The 23,576-nt window shown below is 56.7% G+C and carries 17 protein-coding genes; 11 read left to right on the top strand and 6 right to left on the bottom strand.

Annotation, left to right across the window (positions count from 1 at the left end; all coding sequences use genetic code 11):
- The first annotated feature begins 274 nt into the window (after positions 1-274).
- Together feoB and ACQRAP_RS08100 are read left to right on the top strand one after the other, a co-directional pair.
- Positions 275-2,686, top strand: coding sequence for a ferrous iron transport protein B (gene feoB, locus ACQRAP_RS08105; protein ID WP_427795345.1), 2,412 nt, complete (start codon positions 275-277; stop codon positions 2,684-2,686).
- 314 nt (positions 2,687-3,000) lie between these two features.
- A complete protein-coding gene (locus tag ACQRAP_RS08100) occupies positions 3,001-4,665 on the top strand; it encodes a PTS transporter subunit EIIC (RefSeq protein WP_427727089.1) in 1,665 nt (554 codons plus the stop codon).
- 62 nt (positions 4,666-4,727) lie between these two features.
- Here ACQRAP_RS08100 and ACQRAP_RS08095 read toward each other — a convergent pair whose 3' ends face one another.
- On the bottom strand, positions 4,728-5,480 hold the full coding sequence (locus ACQRAP_RS08095) for a MurR/RpiR family transcriptional regulator (protein ID WP_158550125.1): 753 nt from the start codon (positions 5,478-5,480) through the stop codon (positions 4,728-4,730).
- Positions 5,481-5,654: 174 nt separating this feature from the next.
- Between ACQRAP_RS08095 and ACQRAP_RS08090 the strand changes: the two genes are divergently transcribed.
- The 3 genes from ACQRAP_RS08090 (at position 5,655) to ACQRAP_RS08080 (ending at position 9,315) form a co-directional block, all read left to right on the top strand.
- The gene (locus ACQRAP_RS08090) at positions 5,655-7,028 is read left to right on the top strand and encodes a 6-phospho-beta-glucosidase (protein WP_427727092.1); all 1,374 of its coding nucleotides are present in this window, start codon (positions 5,655-5,657) and stop codon (positions 7,026-7,028) included.
- A 164-nt stretch (positions 7,029-7,192) separates the two neighbouring features.
- Positions 7,193-7,945, top strand: a complete 753-nt coding sequence (locus ACQRAP_RS08085; RefSeq protein ID WP_427727095.1) for a hypothetical protein — start codon at positions 7,193-7,195, stop codon at positions 7,943-7,945.
- A 173-nt stretch (positions 7,946-8,118) separates the two neighbouring features.
- Positions 8,119-9,315 carry an MFS transporter gene (locus ACQRAP_RS08080; protein ID WP_427727098.1) on the top strand — a complete coding sequence of 399 codons (1,197 nt, stop codon included), beginning with the start codon at positions 8,119-8,121 and terminating at the stop codon, positions 9,313-9,315.
- 221 nt (positions 9,316-9,536) lie between these two features.
- On the opposite strand, the gene ACQRAP_RS08075 is transcribed toward ACQRAP_RS08080, so the two are convergent.
- The 4 genes from ACQRAP_RS08075 to ACQRAP_RS08060 are packed head-to-tail and all read right to left on the bottom strand — an operon-like array spanning position 9,537 to position 16,625.
- Positions 9,537-9,905, bottom strand: coding sequence for a DUF6985 domain-containing protein (locus ACQRAP_RS08075; RefSeq protein WP_427795344.1), 369 nt, complete (start codon positions 9,903-9,905; stop codon positions 9,537-9,539).
- Positions 9,898-10,572, bottom strand: coding sequence for an HNH endonuclease (locus ACQRAP_RS08070; protein ID WP_427795343.1), 675 nt, complete (start codon positions 10,570-10,572; stop codon positions 9,898-9,900). The genes ACQRAP_RS08075 and ACQRAP_RS08070 overlap by 8 nt, the downstream gene beginning before the upstream one ends.
- Before the next feature lie 29 nt (positions 10,573-10,601).
- Entirely contained in the window at positions 10,602-14,033 is a 3,432-nt protein-coding gene (locus ACQRAP_RS08065) for an ATP-binding protein (protein WP_427795342.1), read from the bottom strand.
- Positions 14,034-14,042: 9 nt separating this feature from the next.
- Entirely contained in the window at positions 14,043-16,625 is a 2,583-nt protein-coding gene (locus ACQRAP_RS08060) for a dynamin family protein (RefSeq protein ID WP_427795341.1), read from the bottom strand.
- A 237-nt stretch (positions 16,626-16,862) separates the two neighbouring features.
- On the opposite strand from ACQRAP_RS08060, the gene ACQRAP_RS08055 reads away from it, so the two are divergent.
- Together ACQRAP_RS08055 and ACQRAP_RS08050 are read left to right on the top strand one after the other, a co-directional pair.
- Positions 16,863-18,239, top strand: a complete 1,377-nt coding sequence (locus ACQRAP_RS08055; RefSeq protein ID WP_427795340.1) for an alpha-amylase family glycosyl hydrolase — start codon at positions 16,863-16,865, stop codon at positions 18,237-18,239.
- A gap of 3 nt (positions 18,240-18,242) precedes the next feature.
- Complete coding sequence (locus tag ACQRAP_RS08050) at positions 18,243-18,806, top strand: uracil-DNA glycosylase family protein (RefSeq protein ID WP_427795339.1); 564 nt, start codon at positions 18,243-18,245, stop codon at positions 18,804-18,806.
- A gap of 10 nt (positions 18,807-18,816) precedes the next feature.
- On the opposite strand, the gene ACQRAP_RS08045 is transcribed toward ACQRAP_RS08050, so the two are convergent.
- Positions 18,817-19,467 carry a hypothetical protein gene (locus ACQRAP_RS08045; protein WP_427795338.1) on the bottom strand — a complete coding sequence of 217 codons (651 nt, stop codon included), beginning with the start codon at positions 19,465-19,467 and terminating at the stop codon, positions 18,817-18,819.
- Between the two features lie 93 nt (positions 19,468-19,560).
- Here ACQRAP_RS08045 and ACQRAP_RS08040 point away from each other — a divergent pair, with 93 nt between their 5' ends.
- The 4 genes from ACQRAP_RS08040 (at position 19,561) to ACQRAP_RS08025 (ending at position 23,426) form a co-directional block, all read left to right on the top strand.
- Positions 19,561-20,697, top strand: coding sequence for a pyridoxal phosphate-dependent aminotransferase (locus tag ACQRAP_RS08040; protein ID WP_427795337.1), 1,137 nt, complete (start codon positions 19,561-19,563; stop codon positions 20,695-20,697).
- Between the two features lie 507 nt (positions 20,698-21,204).
- Complete coding sequence (gene rplJ, locus ACQRAP_RS08035; RefSeq protein ID WP_117646079.1) at positions 21,205-21,726, top strand: 50S ribosomal protein L10; 522 nt, start codon at positions 21,205-21,207, stop codon at positions 21,724-21,726.
- A 102-nt stretch (positions 21,727-21,828) separates the two neighbouring features.
- Positions 21,829-22,206, top strand: a complete 378-nt coding sequence (gene rplL, locus ACQRAP_RS08030) for a 50S ribosomal protein L7/L12 (RefSeq protein WP_154514707.1) — start codon at positions 21,829-21,831, stop codon at positions 22,204-22,206.
- Positions 22,207-22,517: 311 nt separating this feature from the next.
- Positions 22,518-23,426, top strand: a complete 909-nt coding sequence (locus tag ACQRAP_RS08025) for a UTP--glucose-1-phosphate uridylyltransferase (RefSeq protein ID WP_368136490.1) — start codon at positions 22,518-22,520, stop codon at positions 23,424-23,426.
- Positions 23,427-23,576 lie beyond the last annotated feature (150 nt).

Below are 23,576 nucleotides of genomic sequence, written 5' to 3'. Positions count from 1 at the left end.
CGACGATTCCGGGATGCATTTTCCGCAAGATGCCTCAACCGGAAAACGCATCCCGTTTTGAAGCTTCAAAGTGGGACGCAGTTTCCCCGAGAGGCCCCATCGGGAAATCGGGGACCGGAATTCGCCTGAGTAGTGGGATGCAGTTTCCGCAGCAGGCTCGTCTGGAAAACCGGGGTCCGGAATCCCCATTGCAACAATCTGTTGATTGAACGTCGCTGCATGTTCGCGCTATCATGCATGGTTAAAATTGGTTAGCCATGGCAAACGGTTAGCAATGGTGAACATAAATGCAACGCCCTGTGGGCGTCGGGGGAGGAACACGGACGTGAAGCTCGATACACTCGAGATTGGAAAGGACGCCGTTGTCGCATCGGTGGCATCGGACGATCAGGCACTCCGACAGCATATTTTGGACATGGGCTTAACGCCGGGCACCGAAGTCACCATGATGAAGTACGCCCCCATGGGCGACCCGCTCGAGATTCGCCTGCGTGGCTACGAGTTGACGCTGCGCAAAGACGATGCTGCTCGCATTGAGCTCGTGGGTATTCACGACACCGATACGAGCCCGCGCGTTAACGCCGCAATCGGCACGACGGAGCACCCGGCGCTCGGTGAGGGGACGTATTCGCCCCGCGCGGCAAAAACGGCCGTGCCCGAGGGCGCGCCGCTGCACTTTGCCCTCGCCGGCAACCAAAATTGCGGCAAGACCACGCTGTTCAACCAGCTGACGGGTTCCAACCAACATGTTGGTAACTTTCCCGGCGTGACGGTCGACCGCAAGGACGGTACTGTCCGTAACCACCCCGAGGCGAGCGTTACCGACCTGCCCGGTATTTATTCGTTGTCGCCGTACACGGGCGAGGAGATTGTCAGCCGTCAATTCATCCTTGACGAGCATCCCGACGCCATCATCGACATCATCGATGCCACCAATATCGAGCGCAACCTCTACCTGACGCTGCAGCTTATGGAGCTCGACTGCCCCATGGTCATCGCGCTCAACATGATGGACGAGGTGACGGCCAACGGCGGCGCCGTGGACGTCAACCTGCTCGAGAGCCTGTTGGGCGTGCCTGTTGTCCCCATTAGCGCTGCCCGCAACGAGGGTATCGACGAGCTGGTGGATCACGCTCTGCATGTGGCGCGGTTCCGCGAGCGCCCGGGTCGCCTGGACTTCTGCGCGCCCGATGGCCCGGACGGCGGTGCGCTGCATCGCTGCATCCACGGCATTGCCAACCTGATCGAGGACCATGCCGTGACGGCCCGCATTCCGGTGCGTTTTGCGGCGACCAAGCTGGTTGAGGGCGACGAGCTGGTGACCGAGGCACTTCACCTGGATCGCAACGAACTTGACGCTATCGAGCACATCATTACCCAGATGGAGGGCGAGGCTGGCACCGACCGCCTGTCTGCGCTGGCCGATATGCGCTTTAGCTTTATCGGCGACGTGTGCGGGCGCTGCGTGGTGAAGCCGCACGAGAGCCGCGAGCACGTGCGCTCCGTTAAGATTGACCGCATCCTGACGGGTCGCTACACGGCCATCCCGGCGTTTCTGGTGATCATGGGCCTCGTCTTTTGGCTGACGTTTGGCGTGATCGGCGCGGCGTTGCAGGGACTTATGGAGGACGGCATCGCTGTCATCATCGCCTCGGCCGATGCGGGTCTCAAGGCGTTCGGAACCAACGACGTGGTGCGCTCGCTGGCTGTCGACGGCGTGCTTACGGGCGTGGGCAGCGTGCTGACCTTCCTGCCGATTATCGTCGTGCTCTTCTTGTTCCTCTCCATTCTGGAAGACTCCGGCTACATGGCGCGCGTGGCCTTTGTCATGGATAAGGTGCTGCGTCGCTTTGGACTGTCGGGCCGCAGCTTCGTGCCCATGCTCGTCGGTTTTGGCTGCACCGTGCCGGCTATCATGTCGACCCGTACACTCCCATCCGAGCATGATCGCAAGATGACGGTCATGCTCACGCCGTTCATGAGCTGCTCGGCCAAGTTGCCGGTTTACGGCTTGCTGTGCGGAGCATTCTTCCCGCAGGCGACGGTCCCAGCCATGGTCTCGCTCTATTTGATTGGCATTGCGGTCGGTTGCATCGCGGCTTTGGTGCTCAACCGCACGGCATTTAAGGGCGACCCGGTGCCGTTTATCATGGAGCTACCCAACTACCGCCTGCCGAGCATCAAGACGACGGTGATGCTGGCGTGGGATAAGGCCAAGGACTTTATTACCAAGGCCTTTACCATCATCTTTGCCGCCACCGTGGTCATCTGGTTCCTCCAGACGTTTGACATCCGCTTTAATGTGGTCGCCGATCAGTCGCAGAGTCTACTTGCCGGTCTGGGTAGCATCATCGCGCCGGCGTTGGCGCCGCTTGGCTTTGGCGACTGGCGTGCATCCACGGCGCTCGTCACCGGACTTATCGCCAAGGAGAGCGTCATCTCGACCCTCACCGTGCTTTTGGATGCAACGTCACCCGCGGCGCTGTCGACCATGTTTTCGCCGTTTACCGCCTACGTGTTCTTGGTCTTTACGCTGCTGTACCCGCCCTGCGTGGCGGCAATCGGTGCCGTCAAGAGCGAGTTGGGCGCGCGCTATGCCGTTGCCGTGTTCGCGTTTCAGGTGACGGTCGCCTGGATCGTGGCGTTTGTCGTGCATTCGGCGGGCATATTGCTGGGGTTGGCTTAGGGGTGCGTTGATGCTCCGCGCTTTTGGGCGAGCAACAATTCAATAAATATGAGCCAAAATACCGGCAATTGTCGGCCCGCGGGGACTGTCCTACGCTGCAGATTGCCGTTCGCTGCCGATTTGCTGCCGTTTACGGATTCGTAAATACTTGCAATCGTCGGTCGATTTAACCGTATTGCGCGATGTCGATTCGCATTTTGTGTACTCCTTTCTACAATCACCTTGCTTCTATTGCCGAACATGTCTTCCGTTTCGCCTGTGTGGGGACGTGGGGCGCGATAGTCGTTTATAGAGGATCATTGAGGAGGGAATTGATGAAAGAAAAATTCCAATCGTTCGGAAAGGCAATGCTCGTTCCGATTACGCTCATTGCCATTTCCGGTCTCTTTTTGGGTATCGGTAGCGTTTTTACGACCGAACTGACCCTTGTATCCCTTGGCGTTAATTGGGATTGGTATGCCGCTTCGCCGCTCTTTACGTTCTTCTCGGTATTTAAGGGTCTCGGCGAGGTAATCATTGGAAACCTCGGTGTTTTGTTTGCCGTCGGCTGCGCCTTCTCCTTGTCTCGCAAAGAGAAGGGCTGGGCTGCCTTTTCTGCCCTTGTTTGTTATCTCACCATGCTCAAGACGGTTGAGATTCTGCTTGGAGCAGCTGGCTTGGCTGCCGACAATACAACGGTGGAAGCTCTTCAGGCCGTCGGCCTTACGTCCATTCAGGCGAGTGAGCAGTCCGCACTCTACACTACCTCGCTCGGCTTTTTTGGCTACAGCTCTGGTGTCTTTGGCGGCATTATCGTGGGCTGCCTGGTCGCCTGGATCACCGGCCGTTTTTACAAGACCAAGCTTCCAACGGCGCTAGCGTTTTTTGCGGGTAGTCGAACGGTCCCCATTGTATCGCTGATCGCCGGTGGCATCCTGGGCGGCATCATGTACTTCGTCTGGCCCGTCATCGGTGGATGCTTTTCGGGTATTGCGACGTTCGTGAAAGGCTCCGGTCTGTTCGGTACGTTTGTCTATCGCTGGGTACTTGAGAGCCTTGTGCCGTTTGGCTTGCATCCGCTGCTCGAGACGCCCATGTATTGGACTGAGCTTGGCGGCTCCATGGTCGTAGATGGAACGCGCGTGGTGGGCAATAGCGCCATTCAGCTTGCACAGCTCGCTTCTCCCAGCAGCGACAAGCTCTTGGTTAGGGCTTTCATGGCTGGCTATGGCATTAACGATTACGCATTGTTCCCGGGCATCGCTCTTGCTATGTGGTCTTGTGCCAAGCCCCAGAACCGCAAGAAGGTTGCCGGTCTTTTAATCCCCACAGTGATTTCGACTGTTTTCTTTGGTGTTACGGAGCCGATTCTCTTTACGTTCCTGTTTGCCGCTCCCTGGCTCTACTTTGGCGTTTATGCTCCGCTTTCTGGACTGGGTGAAGTTCTCTCGGAGGCAATGGGCGTTTCGGTGTACCAGGGAAATATCAAGGACCTGATCCCATTCTTATTCCGCCCCGAGAAGCTTAATCTGCTTCCGTACCTTATTCTGCTCCCCGCCTTTTTCCTGGCAGCTTTCTTCCTCTTCCGGTTCTTTATTACTAAGTTCGATATCAAGACGCCCGGTCGAGATGACGGTGACGATATCGAGTTGATCAACAGCAGAGCCGAGTTCGAGGCAAAGGCCGCTGAGGCAAAGGGCGAGTCTGGTAGCACTCCCAAAAAGGCAGTCCAGGGCCATGCGACCAAGGACAGCGCGCTTGCTGTTGGCATTGTCGAAGCGCTTGGTGGAGCCGACAACATTGATGATCTTGACAACTGCATCTCACGTCTTCGCGTGATTGTCAAGGATGGTTCTAAGGTTGCAGACGACGAGGTGTTCACCAAGAATCTTGAAGCTATGGGCGTTATCCGCCTGAGCGACAAGGCAATCCAGGTCATTTACGGTCCTCGTGTCGGCGAAGTCGCTTCTGAGGTGCACGACGTTCTCGGTGACGAGTAAAACGCGCAAGTGGTTTGCAATTGCATAGCGCAATTCTAGGGCTTGGCTTCCTATCGCATGATTTAGGGGGCCAAGCCTTCTTGTTTTAGATTGTCAAGGCAGATACTCAATAGTTCTTCGAATGCGAGAATACAACTTCCGGTAAAGCAGTTAGGCTTAACGTTCTTAAGATCCATTGGGTGATCGTCGTGTATCGTAAAGATCGCGTCTGCCGTCTTGGCGAGCTCGCTGTCTTCGTTGCCGGTAAACGCGAGGGTCGTAATGCCCGCGTCGTGGCATGCCCTTGCGGTTTCCAGGATGGCTTCTGTCTGGCCCGATTTGGATATGAGCATCATGCAGCTGAGCGTATTTCGGTTGGATTCGACAAACTGATCGGTTTCTAGGAAGTCCTGTATGACGGCCAAAAAGCCAAGTCCAACGAGCTTGGTCGCCATGTACTGCGCAACGATGCGTGAGAAGCCCTCTCCGTTTACTCCGATCATTCTGTTGCGATGCAGGGCGGCGATGAATACGTCTACATCTCCGGTGTGGCATACGAAGTGGACGCTACTGTCTTTGAGTGATTGATTCATTTCGCGGGAGACATGCTGAAGGTGCTTGAGATCGTACATCATTTCGCGGTAGCCACGGTAGCCGAGCTTTTTCGAAAGCCTGATGACTGTCGTCATGCTGGTAAAGCATGCCATAGCGACGGGTTTTATACCAATATCATCGAGGGTGTCGATATTGTTGAGCAGGTATTCGAGTACGCTTTGCTCGGTTTCGGATAGCTTTGCGGCTGAGTAGAGCTTGGAAATCTGCTTTTTATCAACCATCGGTGCCCCTTCCCGCCGGACGTGTGTGGCCGCTTCCGTTGCGTAAATAATAACTCCTTGGGGAATTCCTTTCCCGCCTTGCAGCCGGGGCGGGAAGCGGCCCTCCATGCTGGATACAATATCCAAACACAGGCGAACCATGCAATATTGAATGTGCTAATTGGGGGTTTCGATATGAAACTTACGGTCATAGGCGGCGGCGGCGTCCGCTCCATGTTTTTGGCAAAGAGCATAGCCCAGCAGGCGTCATCGCTTGGGATCGACGAACTTGTGTTTATGGACAATGATCCTGAGAAGTTGCGCATCTACGGCGGCCTCGCCGCCCATGTCTCGGGCATGCTTTGCCCCGCGCTTAATTTTTCACTGACGGGTGATGCAGTCGAGGCCGTTAAGGACGCCGATTACGTGATCACCACGATTCGCGTCGGAGGGGACCATATGCGCGTTCGCGATGAGCGCATTGCCCTTTCACATGGGGTTCTTGGCCAAGAGACGACTGGCGCAGCCGGCGTGTCTTTTGCCATGCGCTCCATCCCTGCGCTTGCTTCGTATTGCGAGTTAATCAAGAAGTACGCAAAGCCGGACGTCAAGGTGTTTAACTTTACTAATCCCGCTGGCGTCGTATCTCAGGCCCTACGTGATATGGGCTATGATTTTACTTATGGCATTTGCGATGCCCCCTCGGGCATGTTGCATCAGTTTGCCGAATATAAAGGTGTTGATCCCGCATCGGTTCAGGGCGAGTGCTATGGACTCAACCACCTCTCGTTCTTCCGCAGTGTGACGGTTGACGGCGAGGACATCATGCCCGACTTGATCCACGACGACGGGGCATATGCTCATACAGATCTTAGGTTCTTCGAGAAGGACCTCGTCCTAAATCGCGAATGCGTGCCAAATGAGTACCTATACTATTTCTACTATCGCGAGCGTGCCGTTGCCAACGTTCTCTCTTCGCCCCAGACGCGCGGCGAACTAATCGAAGAAATTAATCGAGAAATGACGAGCGAGCTTGCAACTATCGATATTGAGAACGACTTCGAAAAAGGCCTGGCGTGCTTTGAGAAGTGGTATGGAATGCGCGAAAACAACTACATGGCGGCCGAGACGGGTATTCATCGTGACAAGCCGTGGACGTTTGACGTGTACGGTAAAGATGCTGGCGGATACGCAGGTGTCGCGCTCCGTTTTATGGATATTGCTCGCTCTGGCAAGACGCAGCAGATGATCCTGTGCACCCCCAACAATGGCGCCATCCCCGGTCTTCTCGATACAGATGTCATTGAATCAACGTGCGATATCTCCACCGATGGTTGCGTACCGCATCGCGTCGAAGCCGATTCTGTGCCCGCGGGAAACCTCGAATTGATTCGTCGCGTCAAGTACTACGAGCGCACCGTGGCGCGTGGCATCGTTAACCGATCGAAGCGCGACATTGTCGAGAGCCTTGCGATGCACCCGCTCGTTAATTCGTACTCCTTGGCGAAAGATATCGCCGCGCAGTACATTGATCTTAACCGCGACTACATCGACGGCTGGACAGACTAGTCTGGACGTTAAAACTAGAAATGTGGATGGGCGGACCGGCGTTTATATTGGCGCCCGTTCGCCCTGCTTAGTAAGAAAACGGGTATAGAGTGAACTTACGAGAGAACTTCAATGTCTTTCTGGAATCGGGCGATCGGGCGAAGGGATGCCGGAGTGGCTGCACGATGGCGTTATATATCCCCTTGTTTGTTATGAGCGCGCTTCAACTTGGTGTATCAAACGTTGCAACTGAGCTCGCCTATATCAATCCGTCCATTACGCTTATTTGCACTGTGGTCGCAGCCTTTTTAAACCTGCTTCTATCGAATGTGGCTTTTTCGTTTTTTGCCGTCGGCCGGTCCAAAGAGACGCTGCAACCGGCTCGAACCCCTTCGGTTTACCTCTTAGCCTCGACGGTTCCCCTCCAGATTTCTGGGGCGCTGCTAATTTATTTGGTTCACTTGATTTTATCGGCAATTGTAGTCTTTGCCTCGCTTGCGAGCAGTCAGCTCGGGGTGTTGTGCTCGCTGGTGGTGGCAGTAATCGTGACGCTTCTTTCCGCGTCGTTCGTATTTGTGTTAATTGAAGATGCGGACGTGGGGCAGAGGGGGCTACGAGGCATTCGGTTTGCACCACGCTACATCATGCGTTCGGTCACGGCGCTTCGTTCCTCCTGCAGAGAAATCGCGCGTCCCGCAATGCTGCTGGTGACATGGAATCTGGTTGCAAGTTGCGCTATCCCTGTTCTTGTCGGATGGGTAGTTTCGAGTGCGGCGCTGCCGTCGGCACTTTCAGTGACGTCGCTTGTACATGAGGGACTTTATTATGGGGCGTTTGCTTATATGCTGCTTTTGCTAGTTCATTGTGCGGTTGCGAGTTGGCTCGAAATTGACGTGCTCATGGGGGTGTCCTTGTGCGTATCCGAGCAGGCGCGATAGCCCGAAGATGAAGCCGCGTTTTCGACATTGAGTTCCTGCACACCTTACTTTCTAAGCGGAATTGGCGCGCCGTCTGTTAACGATCGTTTTCCAAGAATTCTTTTATTGCGCATTTATAGACTTCTCATTGCTATAATCGCCCACCGCCCAAGACAATCGGAGAGGTTTCCTACATGACTCAGGCAAGACAAGATGGCATCTCGCTCAAGCAGTGGTTCCCGCTTATCGGGCTCGCCTGCTGCGCGTTCGTGTTCAACACATCGGAGTTCATGCCCATCGGCCTTCTGACTGATATTGCCGCGTCGTTCTCGCTCACCGAGGCCCAGGCGGGCATCATGATTTCGGTCTACGCCTGGGGCGTCATGCTGCTGTCGCTGCCGCTTATGGTGTTTGCCTCGCGCTTTGAGTTCAAGCGTATGCTGCTCGGCGTGCTCGCCGTGTTCTCTCTGGGTCAGTTCCTGTCCGCCGTGGCGCCCACCTATCCTATTTTGGTCTGTGCACGCCTGGTGGTCGCTTGCGCACATGCCGTGTTCTGGTCGGTCGCCTCGATTATGGCCTCGCGCCTGGTCGACACCCGTCACGGGGCGCTCGCCATCAGCATGATCGCCACGGGCTCGTCCATCGCGCAGATCTTTGGCCTGCCGATCGGCCGCGCCATCGGGCTGGCTGTGGGCTGGCGCATGACGTTTGCTGTGGTCGGGGCCTTCTCTGCCGCCGCGGTGGTGTACCAGGCAGCGGTGTTCCCGGCCATGCCGGCGGGTGAGCGCTTTGCCGTTAAACAGCTGCCCGAGCTGCTCAAGAACCCGTTCCTCATCGCGCTCTACGCGGTCACGGTTTTTATGGCGACCGGCTATTACACAGGCTACAGCTATATCGAGCCCTTCCTGGCGCAGGTCGCGCACGTCGACGCGGGCGCCATTACCATGACGCTGACGGCGTTTGGCTGCTCCGGTCTGGTGGGCAGCTGGCTGTTTGGCCGCCTGTTCGACGGGCACCGCTTCCCGTTTTTGGCTATCACGCTCTCCGGCGTGCCAGCGGCCCTGCTGCTCATAGGTTCGGCCGCATCGTCGCTCGCAGCAGTGCTTGCCGTCTGCGTGCTGTGGGGCTGCTGCGCCACGGCCTTTAACGTGGCGTTCCAGGCCGAGCTCATCAAGTACACGCCGGCGGATTCGTCGGCTGTCGCCATGTCGATCTTCTCGGGCCTGTTTAATCTGGGTATCGGCACGGGCACCGCGATCGGCGGCGCCGTGGTTTCGGGCCCCGGTATCGCCTGGATCGGCTTCGTGGGCGGGGCGATTGCCGTCGTGGGCGTCATCCTCGCCATCACGGTGATGTTCCCGGCCATACGCCGCGCAAAGCCCGTCGCCTAGCCACATCCTCCTCATCAGTTGAGGTGGAATACGGACTGCTGGGCCCAATAAACCCGGCAAACAGTCCGTATTTCACCGCAACTTAGAAAGGGGCTGGGGTAGCTAATTTGGGACGGGGCTATTTTAGCTACCTCGCTGAGCATACGTAAAAGAGGCCGAGGCCGCTCCGGTATGTGCTGGAGTGGCCTCGGTTTTCGTATTTCTGTCTGCGTATGATCGACCTAGAGCTCGTCTTGGGGGACAACAGTCGTAAGTTGCTCGTTCTCAAATACCGCAGCAAGTCCGTGTTCGGGGTCAAAGCGATAGTTGCACATGAGCGCTGCTTTGCGAGCATCATCGCTTCGAAGTACCACGATGCTGGTCGGAATAACGTATCTAAAGATGTTTGTAATGGGGCCCTCAATATGATCGCCGTCTCTTTCGAGACAATAATCTTCGATCGCTACCTTGCTGTCCTCAACGATATCCCAGCTTGCAAGCAGGGCGTCCTTTGCTTCCTTTTGAATGTCGAGGACGCCTTGGTCCGAGTTGCACTCGTAATAGACGGGGAGCGAGAAATCCCTGCCCCACAGATTTATGCTGTTAGTCATCGAAGCCGCCAATCTGATTCAGTATATTTTTGATTTCGCTTACGCCGCCGAGATGCCTGCATACGTCGTGAACTTCGGTCGGAACAAGGCAGCACGTTTTCATGTCATTGTGCTCGTGCCAGGTGTACCCGTTTGCCACGCGCCATTTTTTGACGTCTTTATTGGTCCAGTCTTCTTTGCCATCGCGTTGCTCAAGGTTCCAAGCTTTTGCGCATTCAATGTCTGCCTTTTCATAGTTGCCGACAATGCGCTCGCCGTTCTCGCCAATCTGCGAAAGCCTATGCTGGCTCATGCCTTGTATGGTTACTTTCGCCTCAGAGATAGGGTTGAAGTCAGGAATTCCATCCCTGTAATTGATGCCCTCAAGACCTTTGTTTCGAAGAATCTCGCAAACCCTATCGACTGTGGGAACAAACATCGACTCCCCTCGATCGCCCGACCATTTGCCATTGGGATTCTCTATGGTCGGTGTACGGTCCAGCCGTTCCTCATAAGTAGAAGGGTAGTCACACGATTCCACTGAGGATTCAATCAATTTGTCAGGATTGATGTAGTCTGCTCGGTCGATATCGCTAACTTCTGTTTTGGTTTCCTTTGATTCGGGGCCAATGAGTTTATCGGGATTGAACCCAAGTTTATCGCCTGGTTTGGGTTCGTCGATTTTCATTTGCGTGAACTCCATTAGCTTAAATGTCATTAGCTCACCTCGCTATTCTCGTTCCAGTTGTGCCAATCGGAATATGCTTGGGTATCTTGCATTTGCAGACACAAGACATCGGTCATGATGCCCTGAATGATGACCTGCCTGGTGCGGCTGTCGATATCGCGGCCGATGGAGGACCTGAGTGCCGCTTCTGCCGCTCTTGTCAATTGCTCGGCTTCATTGCTGCTCTTGAGCTCACGTTCGACCGTTTTGACGACATCGGGGAACAGCGCGCTCATAATGGGCGCCAGCTTGGTCATGCGCGGTTCGTTGGGCGGGTTTTGAGCGGTGCGCAGAATACTGACCTTTGTGGACGCGCCGATATGGAGGCGATCGAGCCGTTCGCGAACGCTATGCAGTTCCGCCTCGGTTCCAATGCTGATGCCGTATGCCAACATGCGCGCTACGGAAAGAGCGTCATCGTGTTGGTTGTCTGTGATGTCTTCGATGGGGCGGCTGTATGTAAAGTGCTCGCCATCCTCTGCTTTGGCGATCTTGCAGAGCACCGGCTCAACCCAATCGTTTTGGTAAATGGCCGCAACGCCCTTAGGCAGGCGTGCCAGTTCGACGATCTGTTGGTCGTTGAGGTTGGCGGCGCGACCAGCGAGCTCGCGGTCCGAAAGATCGGGCAGGCGATGGATGATCTTGGTATTTGTGTTGCGAATGGCTGCCATATCGAGAAGGCCGGGCGCCTGGTCGGCGATGATGAAGCCTTCGCCGTATGTGCGCATCTCGGCGATGGCATTTGAGATCATCTCGACGCTCTTGCCTGTCAGGTCGCCGCTCTCCGAGCCTTGGTTGCTCGACGATCGCTTAAGCAGGTTGTGCGCCTCTTCAAGCACGGTCAGATGGCGAAGCGGCTGGTTCATGTCCTTTTTCTCGGCCATACGATGTTCTTGAAGTTTGAGTACAAGAAGACCCATGAGTAGGGATTTTGTTTCGGCGGAGCCAATGCGCGATAGATCGATGACTGTGTTGGCGTCAAAAAGCACGCTAGCATCGACTTCGTTCGACGAAAGCATCATGCCGTTGAGCCCGTTGGTGAGCGAGTTGAGACGCGTGAGCAGCGACCCCTTGTAGGCGCCTTTATTTTCGGCATCGTACTCGCTGGAGTCGAGAATCTCGCGGACGTTGCGGGCAACATCTGCAAAGCAGGGAAAGAGATCGGCTCCATACGGGTTATCAGAAGCGGCAAGATCCCATCCGCAGTCTTCGTATGACCTGGCGACAGCGTCTTTAAGGACGGCGGGCATGGCGGCGTACATGGGCCAGCAAACATTAAAGATCTCAACGAGTCGGTCGAGGTGCTCCAGCACATGGATGCCGGACGGGAAGCTAAAAGGATTGATGCGCAGGAGCGGTGTGAATTCTGGATTGGTTCCAAAGACGTTTACGTCTTCGCGGCCCCCGTACACGTCCTTGTATTCGCCCTTGGCAGGTTCAATGACAAGAAAGTTGACCTGCTGATCGAGCGCCTGATCGAGGATGCGGCAGACGGTATTGGTCTTTCCTGCGCCGGTGCTGCCCGTAACAAAGGTGTGCGAGGCAAGTGAGTCTTTTGACAGGAACGTCCTAATGCGCTCCTCGCGATGCATATGGAAAACCTTGCCTATGCAAAGGCCTTGTTGGGGCTGCGTGCCATCGAACGTTGAGACATTGCGTCCAAAAGAGGCACACTCGATAACGGGCAGCCCTGGGACGGATTTCTTGGGAAAGTTGAGCGAGTAGGCAAGCTCTTTGCCCGAAAGGGCGGTCGTTGCATCGACTGTTGCTGGGTAAACCGAAAAACTTGGATGTTGATCGAGCAGGGCGGGGGAGAGGGCAAAAGCAGGGTGGCGCAAATCGCGAAGGTAGGAACAGACTGCCACAGCGTCGGCGCTTTGCTCTCCGAGGTCTCCGCGCCAGAGGTTTACCGCAGCCTGAGACATATAGGACTCTTTGCCCTGGGTGAGGGCGAGGTAGGTGTGGGCAACGTTATTCGCGACGTTGTGGTCTTCTGACAGCACGTAGGCGCAAAAGTCCCACATGCCGAGTGCCGAGGCGAGGTCGTAGCGTTTCATTTGCAACTCGAGGATTTCGAGTGCGTGTTGGATGGAGTAATTCTTGAACGTCTGTGTGATGCCTTCGTCGACGCCGATGGTAGCGGTGACCGTGCTTGAGCGCGCGAATGATCCGCCAAAGTTGGCGCCAAGATTTACGGCGTGCGAAACGCCGGAAGTTACGGACGCTCCCTTAGAGACAGCCTTGCCAACGCCGCTGGTAACGGCTTTGCCGAGCGAGTTTGATATGGCTTTGCCGGTAGATGAACTTGTGCCTTTAGACGTAGATGTGGAGTGTGACGAGCCCTCGGTATGGCTTGCGGATACGCTTACGCCTATGCTCCCGCTCGAGGATTCATTTCTGCCGTCGGTGACCGTATCCGTGATGCTTTCGGTCGATGTGGACGAGTCGGTTACGCTCTCGTTGCTCGATTCCGAGGTCGACTCGTTTGTCGAGTCCGTTTCGTTGTAGTTTTGAGCAACAGCCTGATTGCTCCCCACCTGCCTGCCGGCACTCACGCCTGCATTGATGCCAACCGTCGCGGACGATCCGATGGAGTCGTTTCGGTGGTAGGTATAGTTGGTCGTCCATGAGGCATAGGGCGTCAGCAGTGAGTGGAGTTCGGCGAGACGGAGCTTGCGCGATTCGATATTATGAATCGGGGTTGCGAGCAGCACGATAGTGTAGTCTTCGCTCGGCCTGCCGGGTACAATGCCGTCAAGAACTTTCTCAATGGTTTGTGTGACGAACTTCTCGTTCTTTTCGGCCGGAATATTCGAAACGGCGGCAACCGAAGACGAGCGTCGATTGTCTAGACACGGAATGGGGCCGCGGTTGGCGGGTCCCACTTCGGAACCGGGGAAGTTACCCCTTAGGGCATCCGACATGCGCCGGGAAAAATTATCGGCGTCGATGTTGTCGCGGGCATTGTCGCTGTTGACGACTGCAAGGAATACCTCGGTGCTTGCGCTGGTTCGATTAAAAACCAGCGCAATGTTGCAATCTTCGTCAGAGAGAACGTCGTACACATTTACGAGCTTCTCGAGACTGTCCTCGTTGGGGTCGACGACCCACTTCGTGATATTCATGAAGCGGATGTTGTTGTCGGCGTTAAAGCCCGTGGGGTATTCGATAGAGGGGTCAATCGGCGCGTATACATTTCGTAGCTGCGGCAGATAGGCGTTGTGAAGCTCAACGGCGGCAGTTGCCAAGAGCCGATTGGTGAGCTCGATAGCTTGCTCGTCTGCCGGATTCGGCTTTTCTGACAAGTATGCTGTTCGCTTTTTGTCGACCTCATCGAGTTGGGAGCTGCTGAGTACCGAGACGGTTGCGACCGCGTTGCCGGCTTTATCGGCAGCGCGCATAATCGCGTTTTTGATGCCCATGCGATCAGCCTATTCCTTCCAATTAATGACGCGCGCAATGTACTCTTTTCGATTATTGAGCGTCTCGAGTTTTGCCTCGAGAGCGTTGATCTCCGCGGTTTGCCTGTTGATGTCTTCGACATGGCCATGGAGCACCGGGTTGTAGTCGGTGATATTGCTCGTAATTTGGCCGAGCAGCTCGTTGAGCCATTCGGTAAAGCCGTAGGTATGCTCGCGCTCTGTTTCGGCGCGTGCTTCGCAGAAACACCGTGAGATTTCGCGGTTGAATTTATCTTCGACTTTCCTAAGCAAAAGCTTGTCAGATTTAAAGATGACACGGTCCATGAGCTTCAGTTCGGTAAAGTCTGTCTTGCTGAAAATGGGACCCTTTGTCTTATTGAGCGCGAGGCCACGATATTTAAGAATGATATCGCCGACCTCTCGGCGCTTCTCTTCGGAAAGAGGATTGTCGCTGCTGGTAGCGATGCGATAGAGGGCATCGCGGCTATGCTCCGCACAATCTTTCCAATAGCTTTGCGACAGCTCATCGATGGTCCGAGCTATTTGCTCGGTACATTCGTCATAGTGATTGATGAGCTCGTTAAAGAGCTGGTCGGCGGCATCTTTGTCGGCTGTTCTTTCGGCAGCCTTTGCGTCGGATCTTTTTTGGAGCGCATCGGTGATGTCATCACAAAGGCCTTTGCCAACCTCCGCTAACCCAAATGTTGGGTGAGAGCCGACGTCCTTTTGTGTGTTTGCCGGGCTTCCTTTTATAGAATCGCCGAGCCTATTGAAAAAGTTAGGGGCGATTGAGTCAAACGCTTGCGCGGCTGCGTTCGATCGTTTTGAGTATTCGAGGCGCTCTCGCTTGTCTTCGGTAATGGCGCCTTGACGTGCTTGAAGCGTGTCAAGGTTGGTTTTCCACTGCTCGGCGGAAACGTTCCTGTCGATGGCGTTGGCATAGCTGGCCGAGGAGTCCAGCCTTGCATGCTCTCTGCAGTCTTCGAGCTGGTTGATGAGATTGCGCTTATCCTCTTCGAGCTCGGCTTCTCGCTGTGCTTTCTTTTGTTCGAGGTCGGTTTTCTTATTGGCAATCTCTTCTTCGGTTATGCTGACAATTTCTTGTAGGAGCGATTCCGACCTGCTGCATTTGTTATATGCGGAGTACCGCTCGGCAAACAGGCGTATCTCGTTTTCGATACAAAAGAGTCCGCTGTTGGCAAGAAGGAGGTCCTTGCAAGCCTCGGATTCGCGGTTGGTTCTGCGCGAGATCTGTCCTGGAAGGATGTCGTAGCGGTAGAGCGTTTTGTAGAAGCGGCTTGTCGGATCTGTGTATTTACGCTGCTGGTCTTCGAATTTTTCGGCATAGTTGTCGCTTATAAACTCGCTGGAGTTCTTTGAGCCTAGGCCGAGGATGGAAGAAACAAAGTAGATACCTTGCCCGTAAAGGCTGGCCGGAATGGACCAACGCATGATTTGCGAGACGGCTTCATCGTCGAACCCGCCTTTGGGAAGGTCGGCGGAATCTGCTTTGTTGACTACGATCATGGCAAAGCGTTCATCGATTGCGGGGATCTGCTCTATTTCGTTGGAGAGGTTCTTGTTGTCCTCCGTGTCGAGTGAGTTGTACTCCGCAACGAAAATGGGAAGGCCATTTGAGAGGCCCTCCATTGCCTGTTTGAGCACTCGGGCGTGATCGGCGTTGGAGGCAGAGTTTGAGCCCGGGGTGTCAAAGATGACAAACTCCCTGTCATGGGGCCACGGGTCGGTATCGCTAAAGGGGACTTCGATTCTGATCAGATCGGAGATAGTCCGGTCGTCTTCATCGGCATGATATGAGTTAAGAACCTTGAGAGCGCTGTTCATATGGGAGGCCATGCCGGGCATGGAATCGGCGACTTTGGCTGCGATCATGTCGTATAGGGGCTCCCCCACAAGCTCTTTGTTTTCCATGAGGCCATCAAGATTAAAGCGCAGCAAGAATCGCCTGTTGCCACAGGAGAATTGAACCATCGCGCGATCTCGGTCTTTTGAACGTTTGATTTGGAATATGCGGGCCGTTACAGGCTCGTCGCCACTGGGAAGGATCTCCATGCCAATGAGGGCGTTGATGAACGTCGATTTGCCTGCACTATAGTTGCCGAGTACACACAGCGGGATGATGTCGCTCGAGACATCGGTGAACTTTCTAATTTGCTCAGAGACTTTTGTTCGCTCGGAGACTGATTCGTCTACAAGCCCCTGGATTTCCCTGAAGACTTCGACAATTTCTGGCAAGACGTCTCGGGCGTTTGATAGATAACGCTCGTCTCGTATGGCCTCGTATGTGTTGGCGCGTGGCCCTTCGGTGCAGATGGCGAGCAACTCCTGCCATTCGTCATCCGCGCCTTCAAAATGCAATTCGATTTTGTCGCCGCCGCCGAACTCTTTGGCGAGGATGTCGATGATCTCTTCGGCCTTAAAGGGGAAGAATCCGTTAACGATCTTCGTGCTATGGAGCGCGCTATTGGGATTTGTAGATGTCGTTATTTCTTGCCAGCCGTTATCCCATCGGAAGAACCGAACAGTTTCTTGATATGGATTGCTGACGATCTTGATTTTAATGTCTGCCATCGTTCAACTACCTTTGTAGGTCAGGTGTGGGAATATGCCGCCTTCATCATAGGATAGCCACCCGTGCGGACACCTCTCTATTCGCTCAGCGGCATCTCGGCAGTACCATTTATTTCGCAAGATCCTCGCCATCACCGTGCTGTTCCCGGCCATACGCCGTGCCAAGTCCGTCCCAAATTAACTACCCTGCCGGGCATACAATGGATGTCGTTGTGTTGAGCTTACCGGGAGGTTGCTATGTGGGCATACGAGACGACGTTCTATCAAATCTATCCGCTGGGCTTTTGTGGAGCTCCGCGCGAAAACGCCGCGCCCGTTGCCGAGGATGAGCTTGCCCAGGCTGCCAACGACGCGCCCAACCCCGATGCCCCCATCATGAAAATCGCCCAATGGGCCGACTACCTGCAGGAACTCGGTATTGGCGCTGTGCTCATCAACCCACCGCTCGAGTCCGATAGCCATGGCTACGACACGCGCAGCCTGCGCCACATCGACCGTCGCCTGGGTGGGGATGCCGACTTTGCCGCCGTGTGCGAGACGCTGCATGCCCACGGCATCCGCGTGGTGCTCGACGCCGTCTTCAACCACGTCGGTCGCGGCTTTTGGGCCTTCCGCGATGTGCAGGAGCGCAAGTGGGACTCGCCCTACAAGGACTGGTTCCACATCAGCTTTGACGGCGACTCGTGCTACGGCGACGGCTTTTGGTACGAGGGCTGGGAAGGCCATTTTGAGCTCGTGAGGCTTAACCTGCAAAACCCCGCCGTGGTCGATTACCTGCTCGAGTCCGTGCGCCGTTGGGCCGATGTCTTTGGCGTCGACGGTCTGCGCCTGGACGTCGCCTATATGCTCGACCGCGACTTTATGCGCCGCCTGCACGCCTTTGCCCGTGAGCTCAAACCCGATTTTGTGCTGATCGGCGAGACGCTCCACGGTGACTACAACCAGATCGTCAACGACGAGATGCTCGACTCCTGCACCAACTACGAGTGTTACAAGGGACTGTACTCCAGCTTTAACTCGATCAACATGTTCGAGATCGCCCACTCGCTGCACCGTCAGTTTGGCGGCGACCCGTGGTGCATCTACCGCGGCAAGCACCTGCTGTCGTTTGTCGACAACCACGACGTGCCGCGCCTGGCGAGCATCCTCACCGACAAGTCGTGCCTGCGTCCCGCCTATGGCATGCTCTTTGGCATGCCGGGCATCCCGTGCATCTACTATGGCAGCGAGTGGGGAATTGCTGGCGAAAAGGGCGGCCCCGATGGCGACTGGGCGCTGCGCCCTGCGCTCGATGAGCCTGCGCCCAACGAGCTGACGGCCTTCATCACACAGCTTGCGCACCTGCGCTCGGCCGACGACGCGGCGGCACGCGCTCTCAGCTACGGCGCGTACCGCAACGTGGTGATACAGAACAAGCAGCTGCTGTTCGAGCGCGCCTGCGACGACGCGACGGTGCTCGTGGCGGTCAATGCCGTGAACGAGCCTTATACCTTTGGAGCCGGCGAACTCAACGGCTCCTTCGTCGACCTACTTGCCGACGATGCACCCACGGTCGAGCTGACGGGTGCGCTTGAACTTGCGCCCTACGAGGTGCGCTATCTGTTGAGGGCCTAGGTCATGGCGGCGTCAGACGAGGGCTATCAACATATTGAGCATGGGTTTGAGCCCGTGTTTGACCAGCACTCGCGCGTTTTGGTGCTCGGGTCGTTTCCCTCGGTGCTTTCGCGCGCCAATGCCTTTTATTACGGCAACCCTCAGAATCGCTTTTGGCGCGTGATGGCCGCGTGCCTTGGTGTGCCTGTACCACCCAACGAGGGCGACCCTTTGGTGGGCGGCGAGCCCGCGACGCTCGACGCCTCTATTGCCGCCAAGCGATCCATGCTGCTGAACGGTGGCGTGGCCCTGTGGGATGTGATCGAGAGCTGCGACATTAAGGGCTCGAGTGACGCGAGCATCAAAAACGTTGTGCCGGCATATATCGAACGCATCACTGGAGCTGCGCCCATCGAGCGGGTGGTATGCAACGGAGGTACAGCGGGGCGCCTCTATAAGCGCTATCTACAGGAGCGGACGGGTCTGTCCGCTGTCGTGTTGCCGTCAACTAGTCCCGCTAACGCGGCCTGGCGCCTGGAGCGGCTTGTCGAGCGCTGGCGCGAGGCAGTTGACTGGACCGCACGGTAATCTAGATCCTTTATTGAGCATGGGCGCCGAGGCGTTTGATGATGGCGCGCCAGATTGGTGCGGGCACGGCGGGCTTGACGCGCACCATGCCGTCGACATCGACACTATCGGCATCGCCGCCGCCAAGCAGCTGCGCATGCTCTATGGAGCAGCCCATGCGCACGGCGCCTACAAGCTTATCCATCGCTTCGGAAAATGGCCGGCGTAAGAGGCCCATACGCGGGGAGTGGCGAAGCGCCGCAATACCGCTGCCGGCGCAGATGACAACGCCACCGCACCATGGCAGGTCGCGTAGAATACATGCCCGGTACAGGTGGTCGAGGACTTCGTCCGCCTGCTTGTTGTTTTTTGACAGGGCCTGGACGACGACGTAGACGCGTGTCTCTGTATTCCCGAAGCGATCGAGTGCCTGCTCGACAGCGATTATCGCCTCATCATCAAATGCATCATCGACAGCGAACACCATGCCATCGACTACACCGGCATCATCCGCCTCCAAATCGACCGAACGGGGGAGCGCGGTGCCGGAAAGCTGAGCATAGGCGGCGATGGCATCCTGCAGGTCCCAAAGCAAAAACTCAAGATCGGCGCTCTCGGGAATACTGATATATGCAATGGTTTGCAACGTTTTTGGTACATCGCCGCGTGCAGTTGTCTCCATGCCGCCTCCTTTCCGGTTGGTTTCCGTTTAGGTTACACCGTCTGGTGGCGCGCGGGCGCGCTATCCTAGTGCAACCCTTACGAAAGGAATGCCATGCGACTGCCCATGAACACCTCGCTTGCCACGCTCAAGCCCTCCGGCATTCGCCGGATCAACGCACTCGCCGCCCAGCATCCGGGGTGCATCGCGCTCGCGCTTGGCGAGCCCGATTTTCCCACGCCCGATGTGATTAGCGCCGAGGTGACCGCCGCGCTGGGCCGCGGTGACACGCACTATCCGCCCAACAACGGCCGTCCCGCCCTGCGCGAGGCGCTGTCTACCTACATGGGAAACGCGGGCCTTACGTTTTCGGCCGACGAGGTCATCCTGACCGACGGCGCGACCGAGGCCCTGTCGGCAACATTTATGGCCATGCTCAACCCCGGCGACGAGGTTATTATCCCCACGCCGGCCTTTGGCCTGTACGAGAGCATCGTCGTGGCCAATCACGCCAAAGCGGTCTTTTTGGATACGGAGCCCGCGCAATTTCAGATTGACGAGGACGCGCTTCGCGCCTGCGTGACGCCGGCGACTAAGGCCATTGTCATCTGCACGCCCAACAATCCTACGGGCTGTATCCTCGACGCGGCATCGCTCGACGCCGTGGCACACGTGGCAGAGCAAGCGGGCATCTACGTAATCTGCGACGACGTATATAACCGCTTGGTCTATGTGGATGGCTATGAGCGCTTTGCCCAGCGCCACCCGGAGCTACGCGAGCAGACGGTGGTCATCGAGAGCTTCTCCAAGCCATGGGCTATGACCGGCTGGCGCTTGGGCTGGCTCGCAGCTGCAGCCCCCGTCATCGCCGAGATCGCAAAGGCTCACCAATACCTAGTATCGAGCGCCGTCTCCTTTGAGATGGACGCCGCGGCCCGAGCCCTGACCGTCGACCCAACCCCCATGCTCAAAGTCTACCGAGCCCGCCGCGAACGCGTGCTCGCAGCCTTAGACACCATGGGCCTCGACGTAGTGGAACCAGCCGGCGCCTTCTACGCTTTCCCCAGCATCAAACAATTCGGCCTAACAAGCGAAGACTTCTGCATCAAAGCCATCAAAGAAGCCAACGTAGCCCTAGTCCCCGGAGACTGCTTCGGCACCGAAGGCCACATCCGCTTAAGCTACTGCGTCTCCGACCAAGATCTGGACGAAGGCCTCCGCCGCCTGTCCACCTTCATTTCGACTTTGTAGTCCTCAGGGATGCAACACATCAGCCCACCGACATAAGGATTGTGAGTGGGGCGCGTCGGCCAACGGCAACCCTGGCTGCCCCAAAGTCAACACAGGTCGCGCCGCCAAAGGCCAGGCGCAAGCTTTTCGTAGATTCCGCACGAGCCGAAGAGCACTAAATGTGCTCTTCGTGCGAGCCCAGGACCTGACCGAGCGAAAAGCTTGCGCCTGGCCTTTGGCGGCGCGACCGAGATGGTGGAATTGTGTGCAGCCAGGGTTGCCGTTGACCGACGCCGGGGTCCCCGCCATAATACTTTCGGTTCACGCACGAATCCGCTGCCAGAGACAGCCGGTGCAAACGGGCATTGCCCGCGAGCTTAATGGGATATCCCGCCAGCCGAGGTGGTCGAGTAGATATGTCTTCTCGCCCCCGTCGCTCATGCAGCGCGGGGGCTTTCTTTTTGGACATGCCCCCGTCACGTCCTTGTGGCGGACCGTGCCCGGAAAGAATTCGAGGAGGTGTAATTCATGCCCCAGCAGTACAAAATCGACAAGGTTGCAGAGATCGAGTCCCGTATCGCCGAGAATGCCGGTCTGTTCGTCGTCAACTACAACGGTCTGACGGTTAAGCAGGCTCAGGAGCTGCGTCATCAGCTTCGCGAGTGCGGCGCCGAGATGAAGGTCTACAAGAACAACCTGGTCAAGATCGCTCTCAAGAACCAGGAGCAGCCCGAGCTCGACGAGATCCTCGCCGGCCCCGTCGCTTATGTGTTCTACGAGACCGAGCCGGTCGAGGCCGCTAAGACCCTTAAGGACTTCTCCGCTAAGTCCAAGGGTGTCCTTGAGATCAAGGGCGGTATCTCCGACGGCAAGGCCGTTTCCGCTGATGATGTTAAGGCTATCGCCGAGCTGCCCACCAAGGACCAGCTTCTCGGCCAGATCGCCGGTCTCATCTCCGGTTTCGCTCGCGACATCGCTGTCTGCGTCAACGGCGTTTCCTCTGGTCTCGCTCGTTCGATCCAGCAGGTCTCCGAGCAGAAGGCAGCCTAGTCGCTGTTTTCACCCGCGGCGGCAACGCCGCACCCCTGGCGCATTCGCGCCGTGTTTTAACTGATCTCCGTGCACAGACACGGAAACCGAAAGGACTTAGAAATGGCTAAGCTTACCACCGATGAGATCATCGATGCTCTTAAGGAAATGACCCTTCTCGAGGCTTCCGAGCTCGTTAAGGCTATCGAGGACACCTTCGGCGTTTCCGCCGCTGCTCCTGCCGCTGTTGTCGCCGCTCCCGCTGCTGGCGCTGCTGAGGCCGAGGAGAAGACCGAGTTTGACGTCGTGCTCGAGGGCTTCGGCGACAACAAGATTCAGGTCATCAAGGCCGTCCGTGAGCTCACCAACCTTGGCCTGAAGGAGGCCAAGGAGGTCGTCGAGAGCGCTCCCAAGGCTGTTCTCGAGGGCGCCAAGAAGGAGGACGCCGAGGCTGCCAAGGAGAAGCTCGAGGCTGCTGGCGCTGCTGTCACCCTCAAGTAATCAGGCTTTCTCGCCAGATTTCTTTGCAGACGGGGTTCGCATTGCGAGCCCCGTCTTTTTTGTTTTGGCCCCTCATTCCCATTGCTCGGCACGCAGAACACCGCTGTCTTCGCCGTGCCAATCCCGTTACCGCTGGGGCATAAAATTGCACCATTCGAGCAATAATTTGCGTTGACCTGCTGAAGAATTGCGTTTGCCTTACGGCGACGTATGTCTCCGGCGGTAAGATACTTCGGTATCGCAATTTGGTCTGCGGCCGCCGTGCCGCACGCTTGGGGCGCTTTGCGCCTGCGAAAGGATCCTTGAATAATATGAAGGCAATCATCCCCGCCGCCGGTCTAGGCACGCGTTTTCTGCCTGGCACTAAGTGCACGCCCAAAGAGATGCTGCCGGTTCTCGACAAGCCGGTTATCCAGTACGTCGTTGAGGAGGCACTCGACCCCGAGGAGGTCGACGACGCCATCATCGTTACCTCTCCCGGTAAGCCCGAGCTGCTGAGCTACTTCCAGCCCGACCGTTCGCTTGAGAACCTGCTGCGCGAGCGCGGCAAGAACGCCTATGCCGATGCCGTCGCCCACGCTGGCGGTATGCCGGTCGATTTCCGTTATCAGTACGAGCCCAAGGGCCTCGGCCATGCCATTCGCTCGGCGGCCGATGCTGTGGCGGGGGAGAACTTCCTGGTTCTTCTGGGCGACTATGTTGTGCCCAACCATGACATTTGCGACAAGATGCTTGCCGTCTCCAAGGAGCATGGCGGCGCTTCGGTTATCGCTGTTGCCGCGTGTGCTCCCGAGGAGGTCAGCCGCTATGGCGTTATCGCCGGCGAGCGCGTGGGCTCCCTCGAGGGCGCTGAGGGCGTTGGCGATGCCGAGCCTGGCGCCGTGTGGCGTATCGGCGGCTTGGTGGAGAAGCCTGCTCCCGAGGCTGCGCCTTCTAACCTTTACATCGTCGGACGCTATCTGCTGAGCCCGCTGGTCATGGAGCTGCTTGCCGACCAGCAGGCCGGCAAGGGCGGCGAGATCCAGCTGACCGACGCCATGGCCCGTTCGCTCGACCGCGAGGCCATGTACGCCGTCGTCATCGATCCTCTGTCGGGCTACGACACCGGCACGCCTTCTGGCTGGATGGCCACCAACGCCCTTATGGCCGCAAGCGATCCTCGCTTTGCCGATGCCTTCTGGGATGCCATCGACGAGCGCGGCGGCTTGATGCGCAAGTAAACAGCGCTTACGGGTGCGGACTTCGGTCTGCACCCGTTTTTTTGCGAACTGCCGCTTAGCTCCGGAAAGTGCGACCCACAATTTGGTCGAATTCTGGGATGCGCTTTCCGGCTGAGGACCCTAGCGGAAAGCGCATCCCAGAATATCGGC

Origin of the sequence: Collinsella sp. SGI.180 (assembly GCF_050313455.1) — a bacterium.
Classification (GTDB): Bacteria; Actinomycetota; Coriobacteriia; order Coriobacteriales; family Coriobacteriaceae; genus Collinsella.
This window is presented reverse-complemented; position numbering and strand designations above follow the sequence as displayed.